Origin of the sequence: Brachybacterium epidermidis, assembly GCF_015209585.1 — a bacterium.
In the GTDB taxonomy this organism is placed as follows: domain Bacteria; phylum Actinomycetota; class Actinomycetes; order Actinomycetales; family Dermabacteraceae; genus Brachybacterium; species Brachybacterium epidermidis.
The window spans coordinates 102,098-118,946 of record NZ_JADEYR010000006.1 but is presented as its reverse complement, the minus strand read 5'-3'; the positions used below and the strand labels follow the sequence as shown (position 1 = coordinate 118,946).

Genomic DNA, 16,849 nt, shown 5'->3' with positions numbered 1-16,849 from the left:
TGGCGCCATGCCTGATGCCCTTCCCGATGCGCCCGCCGGCAGCGAGCCCCTCGACCTGCCCGTCGTCGACCTGTCTGGCGGAGCGACCCTCCACCGCGCCCACCTCACCGCGATCCCCGCGGCCACCGTGTACCTGCTGGCCAAGCTGCGGCAGGATGTGTTCACCCTCGAGCAGCACGCCACCGACGCGGATCTCGACGGCCGTGAGCTGGAGCCCGGCACCACCATCCTGTGGATCGAGACCGCGCGCGGAGAGCCCGCCGCCCACATCCGGGTGCTCACCGAGGACGACGGCACGCTGCGCATCGGCCGCCTCGCGGTGCGCAAGCAGAACCGTCGCGACGGGTTCGGCGGCCGGATCATGCGCGCGGCACTGGACCTCACCCACCAGATCGACCCTGCCGCCGAGGTGCACATCGACGCCCAGGCCTACCTGGAGAAGTGGTACCTGTCCATGGGGTACGAGACCACCGGGCCGGTGTTCATGGAGGCCGGCATCGAGCATGTGCCGATGGTGTACCGGCACCCGCGCTGACTCAGGCCTGGCCCGGATCCTCACCCGTTGAGTCCTCCAGCAGTGCCGTGATGTCCTCGCGGCCGAAGAAGTGGGCGGCGGCGCGGCCGCTGGGATCACCCAGGTCCGGGTTCGCCCCGGCCTTCAGCAGCACCCGGGCCACCTCGGTGTAGCCCTTGAACGCGGCCCCTGCCAGCGGGGACTGCCCGCGGTCGTTCAGCAGGTCCACGTCGGCCCCGCAGGAGGCCAGGGCCTCCACCAGGGTGGGGTGGTCGTGGTACGCGGCGAGCATCAGCATCGAGTTCCCCTCGGCGTCCTGCATGTTAGCCGGTGCGCCCTGGTCCACCAGCGCCAGCAGGGGGACGGCATCACCCTGCCGGGCCATGTCGAACATCTGGTGGGCGAGCTCCACGACGTCATCATCCATGTGGATCAGGGTACGGGGCGGTGCTCGACGCCCGCTTGTTACGTCCGTGAGAAGGCGGTGCGCACCTTCCCATCTCGCTCCGACGACCACTGGCGGATTGACGAGGTGAAGCAATCGCTGACCGAAGCTCCGGAGACGAGAGCACGGCAGGGGAATGGTTCGATCTCAGGCCGGACCATTGTTGCGAGCACGGCGGACGGCCAGGTCGACGCCTTCGTGCCATGGATCGCCGTGGCCGGGAAGAACGTGCATCGCTCCAGTGGCGGCGATTCCCTCCAGTGAAGCCAGCGCCATCGAACTGTCAGCGGTCGCGGCGCCGGCGATGATCCTGGGGCCGGTTCGTCCGGTGTACGGATCCAGGGTGACCAGGGCATCGCCGGACAGTACGGCGTCACGGTCAGGAAGGTGCAGAGAGCAGTGGCCGAAGGTGTGACCGTAGGTCGCCACAACCCGGGGACTTCCCGGCACAGTGAGCGTGACGCCGGGCTCCAGGGAAGACAGTCCCTCGACGCCCCGCACCCAGCCCGCGCCAGCGGCCACCATGGAGGCGAGGACCGGGATCGCGCGCGGATGCCGCAACGGGTACAACGCCCGCGGGTTCTCGTGCGCATACCGATACGGGTGAGCGGCCAGCGTCCACTCCTCAGGATGGGCATAGACGGGAATGTTCAGTCGCTGCACCAGACGCCGGGCAAGACCGACGTGGTCAAAATGTGCGTGGGTCAGCACTAGTGCTCGGATGTCCTCAGGTGCACGCCCAAGGTGGCGAACGGCGCGCCCCAGCTCTGCCCACGCTCCGGGCAACCCGGCGTCGACCAACGTGAGAGCGTCGCCCTCCTCGACGAGGTAGCAGTTCACATTGCCGTGCTGCAACAGGTGCACACCAGGGGCGACGTCGGTGCGGAACATGGGGCACTCCTTCGCTGAGGATCTGCGTTGCCCATGAGAGCAGAGGGCACGCTGGTCCCCATCTGTCTACGCTCTGGCAACCCAATTCACAAGGGGGCCCGCCCAGAGGACCCGGCCGCCCTGGCGGATGTCGGGAGGCCGCCGGTGATCCGAGGCGATTTGATCCACGCCTTGCCGAAGTCGAGCGAGAAGGTGCCCTCCTGCTCGGCCTTGGAGGACGCCAGCGGGTTCGGGCCGTAGACGCCGATGACGCCGGTGGCACCGCCTGCACGGGTGGCGTCCATGACCTGGTTGATGGCGTAGGCCGGGTTCATGTCCTCGGCCTCGCGGCCGATCCCGTGGGCTTCGGAGCCGACGTAGTCGACGGCGCAGTCCACCATGGGCTCGCCGAGGATGGCCTCGATCTGATCGGTCAGCGGCACGTCCTGGTTCAGGTCGATGGTCTCGCAGCCGTTGTTCTTCACCAGGTCCAGACGGTCCTGATGGTAGTCACCGACGATGATGCAGGAAGCGCCCAGGGGCCGGGCCGCCGCGGCGCCGCAGCGACCGACGGGACCGGCGCCGGCGATGTAGACGGTCGAGCCGGGCTTGGCCCCGGCTTCCATGAGGCCGTGGAACGCGGTGGGCAGGATGTCCGAGAGCAGGGCGAGGTCACGGATCTTCTCCATGGCCTGGTCCTTGTCGGGGAGGAACGATCCAGGACAGGTGGACGCCCCGACGCGATCGGCGGACCGCGTTGTTAGTCTCCCTGGCATGGCCAAAGCCCCCACGCCCTCGCCCGCGGATTCCTCGCCCATCCAGCCGGACGTGCGTGTTCTCGGCGCTCGCGAGCACAACCTCCAGGACATCGACCTGACGGTGCCTCGCGACGCGCTGGTGGTGTTCACCGGGGTCTCCGGCTCGGGGAAGTCCTCCCTGGCCTTCGGAACCCTGTTCGCGGAGTCCCAGCGCCGTTATCTCGAGTCCGTCGCTCCCTACGCTCGCCGCCTGATCGACCAGGCCGGCGTCCCGGACGTCGATTCCATCACGGGCATGCCGCCGGCCGTCGCTCTTCAGCAGCAGCGCGGCGGCCGCAGCGCGCGCTCTTCGGTGGGCAGCATCACCACGCTCTCCTCGCTGGTGCGCATGCTCTACTCCCGAACCGGCCATTACCCCGAGGATCAACCGATGCTCTACGCCGAGGACTTCTCGGCCAACACAGTGCAGGGCGCGTGTCCGCAATGCCACGGCATCGGCCGGGTGTACGAGGTCACCGAGGACACGATGGTGCCCGATCCTTCGCTGACGATCCGCGAGCGGGCCATCGCCTCCTGGCCGACGGCCTGGCACGGTCATCAGCTGCGCGATGTGCTCGTCGCTCTCGGATATGACGTCGACGTCCCGTGGAAGGATCTGCCGAAGGAGGATCGGGACTGGATCCTCTACACCGAGGAGACGCCGTACGTCCCGGTCCATTCACGGCTGACCCTGGCCGAGGCGCGGGCCGCGACCGCGGCAGGTGTCGAACCGAGCTACTCGGGCACCTTCGTCGGCGCACGCCGGTACGTGCTCGACACGTTCGCGAACACCAAGAGCGAGTCGATGAAGCGACGCGTGGCGCAGTTCCTCACGGTCGCTTCCTGCCCCGCCTGCCACGGCAAGAGAGTGAAGCCGGAGGCCCTGTCCGTGACGTTCGAAGGCCTCGACGTCGCAGAACTCTCCGCGCTGCCGATCGCGGAGCTCTCCACGCTGATCGAGCAGGCGGTCGAGCGTGCCGCCGGCGCTCTTGACGGGACCGAGTCGGCGGGTCAGGCACGTGATGAGGAAACGCGACGCGACTCCGCCCCGCAGCGAGTCGACACCGGCGGATCAGCCCATGCGGCCGCCGCCGACGTCCGCAGGACACCGAACGACTCGGTGGAGAAGCTGGCCGCGACGGTGCGGCTGGGCACGGAGCTCGTCAACAGACTGCGGCCGATCATCGATCTGGGTCTGGGGTACCTCTCCCTGGGCCGCACCACACCCACCCTCTCCGGCGGCGAGCTGCAGCGGCTGCGGCTCGCCACCCAGCTGACCTCCGAACTGTTCGGCGTGGTCTATGTGCTCGATGAGCCTTCCGCGGGGCTCCATCCGCAGGACGTCAGCGCCCTGCTCGGCATCCTCGACGGGCTCAAGCGCCGAGGCAACAGCCTGTTCGTCGTGGAGCATTCTGTGGACGTGATGCGGCACGCGGACTGGCTGGTCGACATCGGGCCCGGCGCGGGTGATCGCGGCGGACGCGTCGTCTACAGCGGGCCCACCGAAGGGCTGGCAGAAGTGGAGGAGTCCGTCACCCGCGGCTATGTCTTCGGCGGCAGCGGCCTGCCCCACCGGACGCCCCGGGAGCCGCAGGGATGGCTGCAGCTCGAGAACGTCACCCGCAACAACCTGCGCGGCGTGTCGATCTCCTTTCCGCTCGGGGTGTTCACCGCCGTCACCGGAGTGTCGGGATCAGGCAAGTCCAGCCTGGTCAGCCAGGCTCTGCCTGCGCTGCTCGGCGAACGGCAGGGACGAGCCGACCAGGCGGAGGACGCCACCGCCCCTGAAGGGGACGAGCTCCTGCTGTCGGACGAACCCGACGAGCTCGAGGGAGAGATCCGGGGAGACCTCTCGAGGGTGCGCCGCGTGGTGAGCATCGATCAGAAGCCCATCGGCCGCACCCCGCGCTCGAACGTCGCTACCTATACGGGCCTGTTCGACCATGTGAGGCGGAGGTTCGCGGAGACCCCCGAGGCCCGCGCTCGGGGGTACAAAGCGGGCAGATTCTCCTTCAACGTCACCGGCGGCCGCTGCCCTACCTGCAAGGGCGAGGGATCCGTCATGGTGGAGCTGCTCTTCCTCCCCTCGGTCTACACCGAGTGCCCCGACTGCCACGGCACCCGCTACCAGTCCAGCACCCTGGAGATCGCCTGGCGCGGCCGCAGCATCGCCGAGGTCCTCGCCATGAGCGTCGAGGAGGCCCATGACTTCTTCCACGGCGAGTTCGACATCATGCGCTCGCTCACGGCACTGATCGACGTGGGCTTGGGGTATCTCCGTCTCGGACAGCCGGCGACCGAGCTGTCCGGGGGTGAGGCGCAGCGCGTCAAGCTCGCAGCCGAGCTCCAGCGATCCCAGCGCGGGGACACGCTCTACGTCCTGGACGAGCCGACCTCCGGGCTGCACTGCGCCGATTCCGATCGGCTCGTGACCCACCTGCAGGCCCTCGTCGACGCCGGCAACACCGTCGTCGCGGTCGAGCTCGACATGCGCATCGTTGCCGTAGCCGACCACGTCATCGACCTCGGGCCCGGTGCGGGAGACGATGGCGGCACGGTGGTCGCCTCAGGCACGCCCGCGCAGGTCGCCTCGTCCGGAGCCGGCGCGTCGGCACCGTACCTCGAGGCCGCACTGCAGGAAGCCGCCTCCCCGATGTGAAAGTCGGAAGGCTGCGACGAGGGCGATGACCTCGCGCAGAGAGCGCACCGGACGGGCAGGCTGCGTCGCCCGATCGGGAACCCGCGCCGCGCGCCTTCGCAGCGCGGGCAGCAGGCGCTCCGCGCCGTTTTCGTGCCCCCGAAGCCCCGGCGTCCCGGCCCTGGCGTTCCGGGCGAGTTGGCCACGGGCGGCCCCGTCTCCTGACGAACGAGGTCTACACTGGCTGACGGGCCAGGCGCTCACAGTCGGCCGGGCCCTGGTGGAGAAGATCAACCGTCGATGGCGATACGTCATCGACGACCGCAGTGTCGAAGCTGCTGCACCGTCTTTCAGGACCCGGCCCGAGAATCGGCAGCCAACACCTGCCGGGACCTTGATGAGCGCAACGACTGCACCCGAGTCGTACTGCACCCGAACCACGCTGCCCGGTACGGACGGCGGGCGGCTCGCCCGTAAGGGCAGGCCGTCATCTCTCGCAGAACGGAGCAGAACATGGCAGATGAATTGCATGGCAAGAGGATCGCGATCCTGGCCGCGGACGGTGTCGAGCGCGTGGAGCTCGAACAGCCCAGGCAGGCTCTGCAGGACGCCGGGGCCACGACCGAGCTGCTGTCGCTGCACGAGGGCGAGATCAAGGCCCGCGAGAACGACCTGGATGAGGCCGGGACATTCCCGGTCGATGCCGTGGTGAAGTCAGCCTCGGCCGACGACTACGACGCCCTGCTGCTTCCCGGGGGGACGGTCAACCCCGATCAGTTGCGGACGGACACCGACGCAGTCGGATTCGTGCGCGATGTCATGGTCGCCGGCAGGCCGGTTGCCGCGATCTGCCACGGACCGTGGACGCTGATCGAGGCCGGTGTCGTGGAGGGTCGGACGCTGACCTCGTACCCGAGCATCCGCACCGACCTGCGCAATGCCGGGGCGAACGTCGTCGACGAAGAGGTGGCACGCGACGGGAACCTGATCACCAGCCGCTCACCCGAGGATCTCCCGGCCTTCTGCGCCGCGATGGTCGAGCTGTTCAGCCAGGCCAAGTGAGGAAACCATGATCAACTCTGCATTGTCGGTCGTCGTGCACGCCGAGCCCGGGAAGGAACAGGACGTCGCGGACTTCCTCCGCAGCGCCCGTCCCATCGTCGAGCAGGAGGAGGGTACGCGGGCCTGGTTCGCTCTGCAGTTCGACGAATCGACCTTCGGGATCTTCGACGTGTTCCCCGACGACGAGGCCCGCCAGACCCACCTCTCGGGTGGCGTCGGTAAGGCGCTTGCTGCCCAGGGCGCAGATCTGTTCAGCACCGAACCGAGCATCCAGAACGTGGACGTGATCGCGTACAAGCTGCCCGGCGAGACCGCCTAGAGCATCAGCGTCGATTGACGTCGGGCTGCGGCCCCGATCGGCTCCACAGCCGTGGCGACGGCTGTGGAGCCGATTCACCGTACGTGCCAATCCAGGACGAAGCTGCCGGGACCGATGCACGAGTCGATGACGCCTCAACCAGACACCTCTGCCACCTTGAGAACCACCCCGCGTGACAGCTGCGGGGCCGTAGGCTTCCCCGTCCCACAGGGTCCGAAACGGCCATTGCATGACAGATCTGCGCCGGCGGGTATACCCAGTGCGACAGATCTGTCACAAAAGGGCAACTTCGGGCCCTAGTGAGAACCGTGAACCTACGGTCACGTAACTGTCTTGCTGAGGTGCCTTCCATCCGTACAGCGAAGTCAGGCCACCGAAGCAGCGTGGAGCTTCCGGCGCCTTGTCCTCAGTGGCGCGGCCAGTGGGGTCATGCAGTGAGGATGCAGAACTCGTTTCCCTCGGGGTCGGCCATGACGGCCCAGCCGAGGTCCCCGCGCCGGTCGTCGACGAGGGTTGCTCCGAGGTCCAGTGCGCGTTCGACCTGTTCGTCTCGCGTGGAGCCCTCGGGGGCGAGGTCCATGTGTGCGCGGTTCTTGACGGTCTTGGCGTCGGGCACGCGGTAGAAGAGGACTGTGTACCCGTGCGGGCTGGTCAGGTAGCACTCGTCTGATCCGGGCTTGTAGGTGTCGGCCTCCGTGATGCTCCAGTCCAGCAGTTGACGCCAGAACTCCGCGATGGCGTACGGGTCGAGGGCATCCCAGGTGGTATGCGACAGGCGCAGTGACATGACGTTCTCCTTGTTCGTTGCGGGGCTGTGGTCAGGTCGAGGGGAGTGTGGGGGTTCGGATGGATCGGGTGAGCATGGGCGTGACGGACAGGCACATCAGGAGAGCGCCGATAATCGCGGCTGGACGGGCACCGAAGGCTTCCCCCAGGACGCAGCTGATTGAGCTTCCCCTGTGGCGAACCGACGCCAGCGCCCGGGCCAAGAAGGCTGCATGATCGACATCGCCGTCGCTGCGCTGGTTCGGGCTGAAGCGTTCTGCCGTTTCATCGCCCTGTCGATCGTGAGTGCTTGCCGGACTATTCGGATTCGCTTGGGGGCATGTCAGCCATCGCTGCGAGGCTCACGGGCTTGACGTTTCCGCCAACGCATCTGCTTGTTTCGATTCCCGCAGATGTCCATGGAGCACCAATGGCCGCTTCTGGAGCGTGAGTGGTCATAGAAGGCCCATTGGCAGGTGTCGTCGCCGCAAGCCTTCATCCGAGACCATGAGCCATCGGTGAGCGCCTGGGCCACCGTCCGGACGAGGAGTCCCGCCACATAGCTGGCACCATCCCCAGCTGGCTGGAGGTCGAGGCCCTTCGAGGTGGCGACAGGGCAGGCCTCACTCCATGCGAGCGCGGCATTCAAGGCATCCAGCATGGGGGTGGGCGGTGCGGCACGGTCGTGATTCGCCAGCATGCCCACCCTCAGCGCCTCACGCAATCCCTGAAGACGCTCCCGATCGTCACGAGCGCTTCCGGTGGGGAGCTCTTGCGACTGGCACCACGCGTCCCAATCGCTGGATTCGAGCAACTCATCGGTGCCCTTTTCCAAGTCACGGGTGTTGACGAATTTTCGGACCAGTTCAAGGTGCCCCGGAGCAAAGGGGGCTTGTGACGAGACCATGCTCCAGCATAACCGTCCAGCCCAGTTTGGCGGTTGCCCTCCCGGCGCCCGTCTCATAACCTTCGTTGCTATGAAGAAGGTTACAGCATGGAGCAGCCGCGACTTCAGGCGGATCTGGGGGGCCACGACCGCTTCGGCCTTGGGGAACGAGGTGGGAGAGCTAGCCCTCCCGGTGCTCGCGCTGGTGTGGCTGGGTGCTTCGGCGGAAGAACTGTCGTGGGTCCGTGTCGCCACGTTCTTGCCCTATCTGGCCTTGACACTGTGGATCGGGGTGCTCGTGGATCGTCATCCACGCAGGCCCCTGCTCATCGGAGCCGAGGCGGTGAGTGCCTGTGTCCTCTTGACGATGGCCGGACTCGCGCTGGTGGGGAGCCTGACCATTCCCATGCTGATCGCCGCAGCGGCCGTGTTGGGCTCGATGGCGGTGCTTCACATGCTGGCCGACTTCTCATTTGTGCCACTGGTCGTCTCCCGGGAGCAGCTCGCTGACGCCAATGCCCGCATCACGGCCACTCAGTCTGCAATCGGGATCGGCGGATCCGGGGTCGGCGGGGCCCTAGTCCAATGGCTGTCGGCGCCCTTCGCCGTAGCCCTGAACGGGATCGGGCGGTTCTTGGCGGTGGCTCTCATCTGCCGGGTTCGCACGCCAGAACCGACTCCGGAACCGTCGACTGACTCCACCCTGCGCCAGGCCAGTGAAGGACTGGCCGCTTTGGCTCGACACCGTGTCGTGCGATCTCTCGCAGCGGAGGCCACCGCGTGGAATCTCGGCAACGAGGTCCTCATGCTCGCCCTGACCGTCGCAGTGGTTCAGGGGCACCCCAGTGGGCCTCTGGCGCTGGGTGTGATCCTCATGGCAGGCGGCATCGGCGCCTTCCTGGGGGCCAGTCTGAGTTCTCAGCTGACGGCCACGTTCGGCTACGGACGTTCCTTGATCGCAGCCATGACCCTGGGAAACACGGCTCCACTCCTGGGCGTCCTTCTCGCGTCGGACACCTCGACGCGTTCACTGGTCGTCCTGGGCGTCGCCTTGCTCGCCTCGGGCGTCGGTGTTGGGGTCGCGAACTCCCAAGCCGTCACGGTTCGTCAGCTCACAGTCCCAGAACCTCTCCGAGGCCGGGTTAATGCCGCATACCGGATGCTATCCTGGGGGGCTCTGGCCATCGGAGCCCTTCTTGCGGGTTCACTGGTCACCACATGGTCCTGGTGGCCGGCAGCGATTGTGGGTGCAACGTTGATGGCAGCCTCCACCCTTCCCGTCGCCCTGTCGCCCGTACGAGGTATGCGAGACCTGGCCGACCCTTCTTGATGCACTGGCCCGACACACTTCAGCACAGGTGACCCGCAACGGACGTGAGCGGTAGACCCCGCCATTGTCCAACGGGACTTGCTCTGGAAATGCCGGTAGCCCGTCGCCGGATCCGCAGTCGCTGGTGCCAACAGTCCTCGAGTCCCTAGTGAAACAGCATCCGGTCGGAGACGCCGGTGCGGTTCAGTACGTGATGACAACGGCGCTCAGAATGTTGATCCCCCCACCATCCCATCACCCAGTGTCGAGGTAAATCTCATGCAGTGGCTCTTCGATTAACGTCCCCGGTCAGTACACGTAGCCCAGCCCCCATTCCCCCGGATGGGGATATGGGGGTCACCCCGCGCGGGCGCCCGAGACTGCGACGGAAACTCCTCTTCTACGAGGACGTCACCCGCTGAGCACGTCGAACACGATGAAGATCGCAATTCCTAGGTACGTGAGCGCCGCGACATAGTTGAGGACTGCCTGTGCCCCGCGGTTGCGCATCAGGGCGTTGCGGAAGGTTCCCGCGAAGACCCCGATGCCTCCGTAAAGGAGAACCTCGGTCATGACGTTGACTGCGCCGAGAAACGCCAATTGGGCGGGGATGCTGGTGGCCGTTCCGGTGAACTGGGGGAGGACAGCCATGAAGAAGAGGATGATCTTCGGATTCGTCAGGCTAACGGTGAGGCCGCGCAGGTACCAGCGCTCGGAGACCCCCGCATCTTGGAGTTGCGTGCCTCGATCACGGCCGCGCCGGAGACTGCTCCATGCGAGGGTCAGTAGGTACACCGCGCCGAGCAGCATGAGGGCCGACAACAGCCAGGGGGCTCGCGCGGTGACCAGGCCGAGGCCGAGCGTGACTGCGGCTGCGTAGAAAGCCATTCCGGTCCCGATGCCGAGGATCCCCTTGACGGCCGCCGTCCGACCGCCCTGCAGGCCGATCGCGATCATGAACATCATGTCGGGACCTGGGGGGATCAGAAACGCCAGGATCATGGCGATGAACGCGGGCAGGACGGTGGTGTCAATCATGTGCGGCCTTCGGGATCGAAGCGGGGATGCGGTCGCGGCTCACTACATCTTCGCCCCCGGCGACATTGAGGCGGCACACCCGCGTTGGGTATACCCGAGTGAGCAGATCTGTGTCAGATTGACCGTTTCGGACCCTGTGTGACGGGGAGAGTTACGGTGCCGTAGCTGTCACGCAGGGTAGTGCTCAATGTGGCAGATGTGTGTGGTTGAGGTGTCACCAATGCGGGCAGCAGTCCCCGTGCCGTAAACGGTCCGGTGTGGTTGCGCCTGTCGCGCGTCAGACTTAGTGGCAGGGCCGTTATGTAGGTCCTGAAGGAGAGTCAGACATGGGTAGACCACCCTCGATTCCGGCGGAGAAGAAGACCCGGATAGTGCTGAGCGTGCTGGCCGGCGAGATGTCCATCGCCGAAGCGGCACGCAAGGAGAAAGTCAGTGAGCAGTCCATCGGACGGTGGAAGGCCGAGTTCCTGGAAGCCGGCAAGACCGCCCTGGTGGCCGGCAGGTCCGGACCATCCTCCCGAGAGGAACAGCTGGAGGCCGAGGTCGCCGAGCTGACCCAGGCCTTGGGCGAGGCACACCTGGAGGCCAGGGTGTGGAAGAAGTCCGCGGAGGGCCGGCTGGGCCCTTCGAGGACCTCGAGGTGATCCGCGTGGAAGCGGGCATGTCGACCGCGAGGTTCTGCCAGCTCTTCGACATGCCCGAGCGGACCTGGCGCCGCTGGCAGGCCAAGGCCCGCACCGGGACGGCGGTGAAGGGACCGTGGCCGCAACCGGCACGGCAGGCCGCCAGGGAACTGGTGGTCAAGCACGCGCTGGCCCATCCGGCGTGGGGGCATCGGAAGATCTGGGCGATGGTCCGCCACGACGGGCATGGTGTTTCCGAGGCGACCGTGCTGCGAATCCTGCGCGACGAGGGGCTGATTCTGCCCGCGCAGTACCAACGGGAGCGACGGAAGCTGGCCGAGCGGCGCAAGGCCGCGTTCGCCACCGAGCCCTCAGGCCCGAACCAAGTCTGGCAGCTGGACTTCAGCGAGTTCGAGACCACCACCGGAGGGGCCTGGCGGCTGGCCGGGTGCCGGGACTACTGGTCCAAGTACGAGCACCCCTTCCACGTTTCGCCCACCGGGAACCAGCACGACGCGATCGACGCGATCGAGTTGGCCCTGGCCGACTACGAGGCCATGTTCGGTCACCCGCTGGTCGAGGCCTGCCCGGTCGATCCCGAGACCGGTGAGCTGTTGCCCGTGGTGACCATCGTGACGGACAACGGCGGGCCGTTCCGGTCCTTCCGCTTCGAGTCCTTCATCGCCGCCCACCCCGAGCTACACCACGTGCGCACCCGAGTGAAGACCCCGGGGCAGAACGGGTCCCGTGAACGCGGCTTCGGCACGCTGAAGTACGAACGGCTCTACCTGGACGAGATTGACGACGCGATCGTGCTCGCCGAGCGGGCCGAGGACTACCGGATCGAGTACAACGAGCTCCGGCCCCACGAGGCCATCTCATGGAACCGGCCCAAGGAGGTGCACCTGGGCCTGGCCGACCCCACCACCCCGACATTCAAAACCAAGGAAATCCTGCCAACTACTTGACGCGGGACACGCCGGTCCGCCTCAGCCCACCTCAGCCGGACGTTGGTAGAGACTCACGCGGAAGGTTCGATGACCATCCGGGGACGGGACGGTCGCGTCCCGGACATAGGCGAAGTCGTCGCGCTCGTAGAAGCGACGTAGCCCCGGATTGTCAGCAGCGCAGTCCAGGCGGAGCCACGTCAACCCGCGATCGAACGCGTAACCGCGTGCCCAGCGAAGGAGCTTCGGGCCGAGCTGTGCCCCTCGGTACCGGTGAGCCACGGCAAGCCGATGGACGTAGAGCGCGCTTGCCGATGCCGGACCCCAGGTGTCCTCATCTGAGTGAGCCACCGCGAGCATTCCGGCGGGGCCATCGTCCGCACGGACAACGAACAGTCCGCCTCGGCGCGCGTCCGCCTCAATGACGTGGTCGGGCACCGGGTTTTGCCACTGGTCGATTGACCGGTCAGCCAACCAGCGGCGGGCCTCCGCTAGGAGCGCCTGAGCCGCCGGCACGTCTGCGATCTCGCCCCGCTCAACAGTCACTCCCAGGTCCATCCGTTCACGCTAACGCCACAGGAGGCAGGTGTGCCGTAAACGGTCAGTGAAGGCGCAGGCCAGCCACCGCCCGGCAGCAACAATGGACGCATGACGAACGCGATGCAGGAGCCCCTCGTTCAGTTGCGCCCGGTGTGCGACGAAGACGCATCCGCCATCCTGGACGCGTTCCGGTCCGCGCCGGATATGTCGAGGCAGGGGCCGGTTCGAGACCTCGACTCAGCGCGCGCCTACATCGAGTGGCTGCGGGACGGGGCGCGGCGGAGTACAGCGCTGGGCGCCAAGCAGGGCACCATGATCGGCCTCGTTGGGATCTCGGTCGATCAGGAGAACCGTACGGGCTGATTCTTCTACTGGCTGCATGCAGCATGGCGTGGTCGGGGTCTTGCGAGTCAGGCAGCAGCGACCGTCGCAACTACCGCGCTGGGACCCGTCAGTGATGCCGGGTGGGGCCTCGAGCGCTTGGAGCTAGGGCATCGAGCGAACAACCCCGCTTCGGGCGCCGTGGCACGGGCCGCAGGATTCATCCATGAAGGCACGGAACGTGAAAAGTTCCTGATCGACGGAGAGCGCCACGACGTGCTGACCTACGGAAGGCTCCCCAGCGATCCCCTTCCCGACTTACTCCCAATGGGCTGGTCAACGAACTAGAGCGAGACGAAGGGGCCGGGCCGCCAAGCGGCAACGCCCGTGTCACAAACGGTTGGGGTCAGCCAATCCGCGGTAGCTCGAATACGAGCGCATCGAGCAGCTCAACGTCGTATCGGCGATCAGGCCGCAGCGTTGTGGATAGATCTCCGACCGCTGTGGCTTGAAGGTCCCAGATGACGGCGCCAGGACGTAGACGATCCATCGATCGGTACCACTGCTCGAGGGGGCCTCGTAGCCGAGCGTGCAGCTCGAACGTTCGCCGGGAGCGAGTCGCGTCGCCGTCCTTCTGCCGTCTCAGAACCGCTTCGCTCGGGAGCGTTACCAGGATGGCGTCAGCGAACCCGAGCTGCCGCCGACTCATCGCTTCACGTACAGAGGCCAGCTCATGGAGGAAGCGCGAAATGGGAGCCGCACCGATACGCGCCAAGCACCATGAGTAGTGCAGCTTGAGAGGATCGCTGTCGCCCACAGCCAACCCCGCCCGGTGCTCGAGCTCGATCGCCTGGGACCAGCGATCTGCGTTGACCCCGGTCCAGTACCTTGCTTGGTGCTCCGGGTCACTCCCGTCAGGTTCAACCCCTGTCGGCACGTACTCGCCGATGAACTCGTCCACGGCCTTTCGACACCAGGTCGTCTTCCCGGCAGCACTTGGACCCTCAACCGCGATGATCATTCGACGATGTTAAGGGGCGAACGCTCGGAGAGCGACTGTCCCGCCGGGGTATACCTGGTGCGACAGATGTGTAGCAAAAGTATACCTCGGGACCCTATTGGTAACCGTAAATGACCGCTTAGTAACTGTCTTGCTGGGGTGCCCCTGTTTGGTGCGTGCCCAGCGAGCTCGCGGGCGACAGTGGTCCGCGCAAGCCAGCAGCGATCGAGAGCCCGTGCCACGTACGGTCGGTTAGGGCGTTCCCTCTTCGACGGTGATGACCCCCAGTGCCACCATGAGCAGGAACGCCGCGAAGGTCAGCCAGCCGACGATCATGATGAGCCACGCTATGGCTGTGAACTTCTCGGCACGGTAGGGGTTGGTCTCGGCAGTGGACATCGCAGCGATCCCGAGTAGACCAGGCAACACGCCACCTATGAGGACTCCCACCACAGCCACCACTCGCGCCTTGCGCTTGATCTCAGCGATCTCAGTCGGCACGTCCCGATACACAGCGCGTCTCCTCGTGAGTGCTGCCTCGCAGTTCACCGCCGAATGTCGGTACGGGCCTAACAGGAAGGTATACCGCGGCAGGCCGCCGGTCCCGACGACCGTGGTGAGCGCCGGGCCATAAACGGTCCCCTCCGGGGCAGCGCAGAAGACGGCTATCGTCGGAGGATGAGAGCGAGGAAGTGGTTGCGTGAGCAGGAGCAGAGACTTGCTCAGTTCACGGCCGAGAATCCAGACGGACCCTGGGGGCCGTCGCAGCGGGCAATCGATGCGGGATGCAGAGCCTTCGCAGGACGGGCTACCTCCGGCTTCGCCCAGGGCCACGATGTCCTCGTGACGCACTGGGGAGGAACCCCAGAAAGGACCCTTCTCCAGCGCCTCCGCGGCGAACCCGCGAGCCCACCACCTGATGGCGGCTTCGACATCGACATCTACTCCCCGACGAGCGCTCCCGACGCGGTCTCTGAAGAGCTCGACCGGTCGTGGACCCAGATCGGGTTGACGCTCCCCGAGGTGCTGGCGTGGTGCGAACCCCTCTCCATCAACTGGCTGCCGCCGTTGCTGGCCGAGAGGGCAGGAGGGTGGTTCACACGCGGGGGGTACGACCCAGACTCCCCAACCGGTCTCCCGGAAGACGTATGAAGTGCGCTGACAGGCGCGAGCCATAAACGGTCGGTTGTGAAATGGCGATGAGCGCCCGCACACGGAGGGCCTCGGGGCCTGCGTTCGTCGACTAGTTGGACTGCGAGGACCGCATGAGAGCGAGCCACTGCGCTCTTTCTGTGGTACTCGCGGGCCTGCCAGGGAGATCGCGGAACCGGGTTTGATGGAACGTCGATTCGCCTTCCGGGCGTACGCACCACCAAACCCCGGCATCATCGAGCCACAAGAACCCGAGGGTGTGCCCCTTGACCACTCGGCACGTGATGCCGTAGTCGAGGTATGCAGCGACCAAGGCGACGGCGACATCACTGCGCCACTCGTCGTGCCCTTCGACGCCGTGTTCGCCCCACAGGCCGATGGACACCTCGATGCAGTCTTCGCCGTCGAGGTCAGCGATGACCCCGATAGCGGCGGGCAGACCGACCGTCACGTCCGAGGACAGCTCGATCTCACCGGGCGCCGGCCGCACGGTGGTGACCTCGATCTTGCATCGAGAAGTAATAGCGTCCGCCACGCGAGTCAGATCCACCTGACCGTCATCGGCGGCCCCGAGGTCAACACCCGACGAGGGCAACGTGATCCTCGGTTCGCGCCTCGCGATCGAGAGCGCGGCGTCAGTGCCGATGAGCAGCAGGACGATCGGGCCGATGACGATAGTCAGGGCTAGCTGAAGGATTGCCGCGACGACGGAGCCCAGAATGTCGCCGAAGCGGCCCAGGAGCCTCCCCACCACGCGGCCTCCTCTGTGCTGATCCTCCCGCCAGTATGGCAACTTCCTGCGCTCTCTGAGCGTCTACTCGTGACCTCCGAGGTGGCGTGTCACAAACAGTCGGTTGCAACGCGGAGACCGCCATCGGACACTGCCAGCATGCTGAGAAGATGGCGCGCGCGACGCCCAAGGGAACAGTGCGAGGCATGCGGTCACGACTGGAGCGAACATTTGCCTGAGCGGCCGGACACGTACGAGTGCAGCGAGTGCACCTACCAGATCAATCACGAAGAGCCAGGTGCTCCACCCAACGCTTGCCGCCTTTATCCCCCTCGCACTGAAGGCTTATGACCCGCTCGGCCAGAGCGCTACGGACCGCTCGTTGCGGCCCCGACTAGCTGTCCCGCCGGGGTATACCTGGTGCGACAGATGTGTAGCAAAAGTATACCTCGGGACCCTATTGGTAACCGTAAATGACCGCTTAGTAACTGTCTTGCTGGGGTGCCCCTGTTTGGTGCGTGCCCAGCGAGCTCGCGGGCGACAGTGGTCCGCGCAAGCCAGCAGCGATCGAGAGCCCGTGCCACGTACGGTCGGTTAGGGCGTTCCCTCTTCGACGGTGATGACCCCCAGTGCCACCATGAGCAGGAACGCCGCGAAGGTCAGCCAGCCGACGATCATGATGAGCCACGCTATGGCTGTGAACTTCTCGGCACGGTAGGGGTTGGTCTCGGCAGTGGACATCGCAGCGATCCCGAGTAGACCAGGCAACACGCCACCTATGAGGACTCCCACCACAGCCACCACTCGCGCCTTGCGCTTGATCTCAGCGATCTCAGTCGGCACGTCCCGATACACAGCGCGTCTCCTCGTGAGTGCTGCCTCGCAGTTCACCG

20 protein-coding genes and 1 pseudogene are annotated in these 16,849 nt (G+C 66.2%); 10 read left to right on the top strand and 11 right to left on the bottom strand.

The window, feature by feature from the left end; all coding sequences use genetic code 11:
- Positions 1–7: 7 nt before the first annotated feature.
- On the top strand, positions 8–535 hold the full coding sequence (locus IOE58_RS07830; protein WP_193865844.1) for a GNAT family N-acetyltransferase: 528 nt from the start codon (positions 8–10) through the stop codon (positions 533–535).
- Between the two features lies 1 nt (position 536).
- Here IOE58_RS07830 and IOE58_RS07825 read toward each other — a convergent pair whose 3' ends face one another.
- From IOE58_RS07825 to IOE58_RS07815, 3 genes and pseudogenes are all read right to left on the bottom strand, one after another.
- Positions 537–941 (bottom strand): ankyrin repeat domain-containing protein, encoded by a 405-nt coding sequence (locus IOE58_RS07825; RefSeq protein WP_193865843.1) that lies wholly within the window; start codon positions 939–941, stop codon positions 537–539.
- 165 nt (positions 942–1,106) lie between these two features.
- Complete coding sequence (locus IOE58_RS07820) at positions 1,107–1,850, bottom strand: MBL fold metallo-hydrolase (RefSeq protein WP_193865842.1); 744 nt, start codon at positions 1,848–1,850, stop codon at positions 1,107–1,109.
- 137 nt (positions 1,851–1,987) lie between these two features.
- Positions 1,988–2,536, bottom strand: a pseudogene (locus IOE58_RS07815) (formaldehyde dehydrogenase, glutathione-independent); the annotation flags it as partial.
- Between the two features lie 67 nt (positions 2,537–2,603).
- On the opposite strand from IOE58_RS07815, the gene IOE58_RS07810 reads away from it, so the two are divergent.
- The 3 genes from IOE58_RS07810 to IOE58_RS07800 all read left to right on the top strand — a co-directional run bounded on the left by IOE58_RS07810 (position 2,604) and on the right by IOE58_RS07800 (position 6,645).
- A complete protein-coding gene (locus IOE58_RS07810; RefSeq protein WP_193865841.1) occupies positions 2,604–5,285 on the top strand; it encodes an excinuclease ABC subunit UvrA in 2,682 nt (893 codons plus the stop codon).
- Positions 5,286–5,777: 492 nt separating this feature from the next.
- Positions 5,778–6,326, top strand: a complete 549-nt coding sequence (locus tag IOE58_RS07805) for a type 1 glutamine amidotransferase domain-containing protein (RefSeq protein ID WP_193865840.1) — start codon at positions 5,778–5,780, stop codon at positions 6,324–6,326.
- Positions 6,327–6,333: 7 nt separating this feature from the next.
- The gene (locus IOE58_RS07800; protein WP_193865839.1) at positions 6,334–6,645 is read left to right on the top strand and encodes a putative quinol monooxygenase; all 312 of its coding nucleotides are present in this window, start codon (positions 6,334–6,336) and stop codon (positions 6,643–6,645) included.
- 427 nt (positions 6,646–7,072) lie between these two features.
- Here IOE58_RS07800 and IOE58_RS07795 read toward each other — a convergent pair whose 3' ends face one another.
- Together IOE58_RS07795 and IOE58_RS07790 are read right to left on the bottom strand one after the other, a co-directional pair.
- On the bottom strand, positions 7,073–7,432 hold the full coding sequence (locus tag IOE58_RS07795) for a VOC family protein (protein WP_193865838.1): 360 nt from the start codon (positions 7,430–7,432) through the stop codon (positions 7,073–7,075).
- Positions 7,433–7,753: 321 nt separating this feature from the next.
- Entirely contained in the window at positions 7,754–8,317 is a 564-nt protein-coding gene (locus IOE58_RS07790) for a CGNR zinc finger domain-containing protein (RefSeq protein ID WP_193865837.1), read from the bottom strand.
- A gap of 70 nt (positions 8,318–8,387) precedes the next feature.
- On the opposite strand from IOE58_RS07790, the gene IOE58_RS07785 reads away from it, so the two are divergent.
- Positions 8,388–9,626, top strand: coding sequence for an MFS transporter (locus IOE58_RS07785; RefSeq protein WP_193865836.1), 1,239 nt, complete (start codon positions 8,388–8,390; stop codon positions 9,624–9,626).
- A 390-nt stretch (positions 9,627–10,016) separates the two neighbouring features.
- Here IOE58_RS07785 and IOE58_RS07780 read toward each other — a convergent pair whose 3' ends face one another.
- Entirely contained in the window at positions 10,017–10,643 is a 627-nt protein-coding gene (locus IOE58_RS07780) for a LysE family translocator (protein ID WP_193865835.1), read from the bottom strand.
- 326 nt (positions 10,644–10,969) lie between these two features.
- Between IOE58_RS07780 and IOE58_RS07775 the strand changes: the two genes are divergently transcribed.
- Both IOE58_RS07775 and IOE58_RS07770 read left to right on the top strand, forming a co-directional pair.
- The gene (locus IOE58_RS07775) at positions 10,970–11,287 is read left to right on the top strand and encodes a transposase (RefSeq protein WP_010080477.1); all 318 of its coding nucleotides are present in this window, start codon (positions 10,970–10,972) and stop codon (positions 11,285–11,287) included.
- Positions 11,288–11,304: 17 nt separating this feature from the next.
- The gene (locus tag IOE58_RS07770; RefSeq protein ID WP_228019289.1) at positions 11,305–12,234 is read left to right on the top strand and encodes an integrase core domain-containing protein; all 930 of its coding nucleotides are present in this window, start codon (positions 11,305–11,307) and stop codon (positions 12,232–12,234) included.
- 21 nt (positions 12,235–12,255) lie between these two features.
- Here IOE58_RS07770 and IOE58_RS07765 read toward each other — a convergent pair whose 3' ends face one another.
- Positions 12,256–12,771: a GNAT family N-acetyltransferase gene (locus tag IOE58_RS07765; RefSeq protein WP_193865833.1), complete on the bottom strand. Its 516-nt coding sequence runs from the start codon at positions 12,769–12,771 to the stop codon at positions 12,256–12,258.
- A 90-nt stretch (positions 12,772–12,861) separates the two neighbouring features.
- On the opposite strand from IOE58_RS07765, the gene IOE58_RS14320 reads away from it, so the two are divergent.
- Together IOE58_RS14320 and IOE58_RS14315 are read left to right on the top strand one after the other, a co-directional pair.
- Positions 12,862–13,116 (top strand): GNAT family N-acetyltransferase, encoded by a 255-nt coding sequence (locus tag IOE58_RS14320; protein ID WP_228019283.1) that lies wholly within the window; start codon positions 12,862–12,864, stop codon positions 13,114–13,116.
- 12 nt (positions 13,117–13,128) lie between these two features.
- Complete coding sequence (locus tag IOE58_RS14315; protein WP_228019326.1) at positions 13,129–13,422, top strand: GNAT family N-acetyltransferase; 294 nt, start codon at positions 13,129–13,131, stop codon at positions 13,420–13,422.
- A gap of 58 nt (positions 13,423–13,480) precedes the next feature.
- Here IOE58_RS14315 and IOE58_RS07755 read toward each other — a convergent pair whose 3' ends face one another.
- Together IOE58_RS07755 and IOE58_RS07750 are read right to left on the bottom strand one after the other, a co-directional pair.
- Positions 13,481–14,095, bottom strand: coding sequence for a nucleoside/nucleotide kinase family protein (locus tag IOE58_RS07755; protein ID WP_193865832.1), 615 nt, complete (start codon positions 14,093–14,095; stop codon positions 13,481–13,483).
- A gap of 231 nt (positions 14,096–14,326) precedes the next feature.
- The gene (locus tag IOE58_RS07750; RefSeq protein ID WP_193865829.1) at positions 14,327–14,587 is read right to left on the bottom strand and encodes a hypothetical protein; all 261 of its coding nucleotides are present in this window, start codon (positions 14,585–14,587) and stop codon (positions 14,327–14,329) included.
- A 165-nt stretch (positions 14,588–14,752) separates the two neighbouring features.
- Here IOE58_RS07750 and IOE58_RS07745 point away from each other — a divergent pair, with 165 nt between their 5' ends.
- Complete coding sequence (locus IOE58_RS07745; protein WP_193865831.1) at positions 14,753–15,226, top strand: hypothetical protein; 474 nt, start codon at positions 14,753–14,755, stop codon at positions 15,224–15,226.
- Positions 15,227–15,317: 91 nt separating this feature from the next.
- On the opposite strand, the gene IOE58_RS07740 is transcribed toward IOE58_RS07745, so the two are convergent.
- Positions 15,318–15,977 carry a hypothetical protein gene (locus IOE58_RS07740; RefSeq protein WP_193865830.1) on the bottom strand — a complete coding sequence of 220 codons (660 nt, stop codon included), beginning with the start codon at positions 15,975–15,977 and terminating at the stop codon, positions 15,318–15,320.
- Positions 15,978–16,550: 573 nt separating this feature from the next.
- The gene (locus IOE58_RS07735) at positions 16,551–16,811 is read right to left on the bottom strand and encodes a hypothetical protein (protein WP_193865829.1); all 261 of its coding nucleotides are present in this window, start codon (positions 16,809–16,811) and stop codon (positions 16,551–16,553) included.
- Between the last annotated feature and the right edge of the window lie 38 nt (positions 16,812–16,849).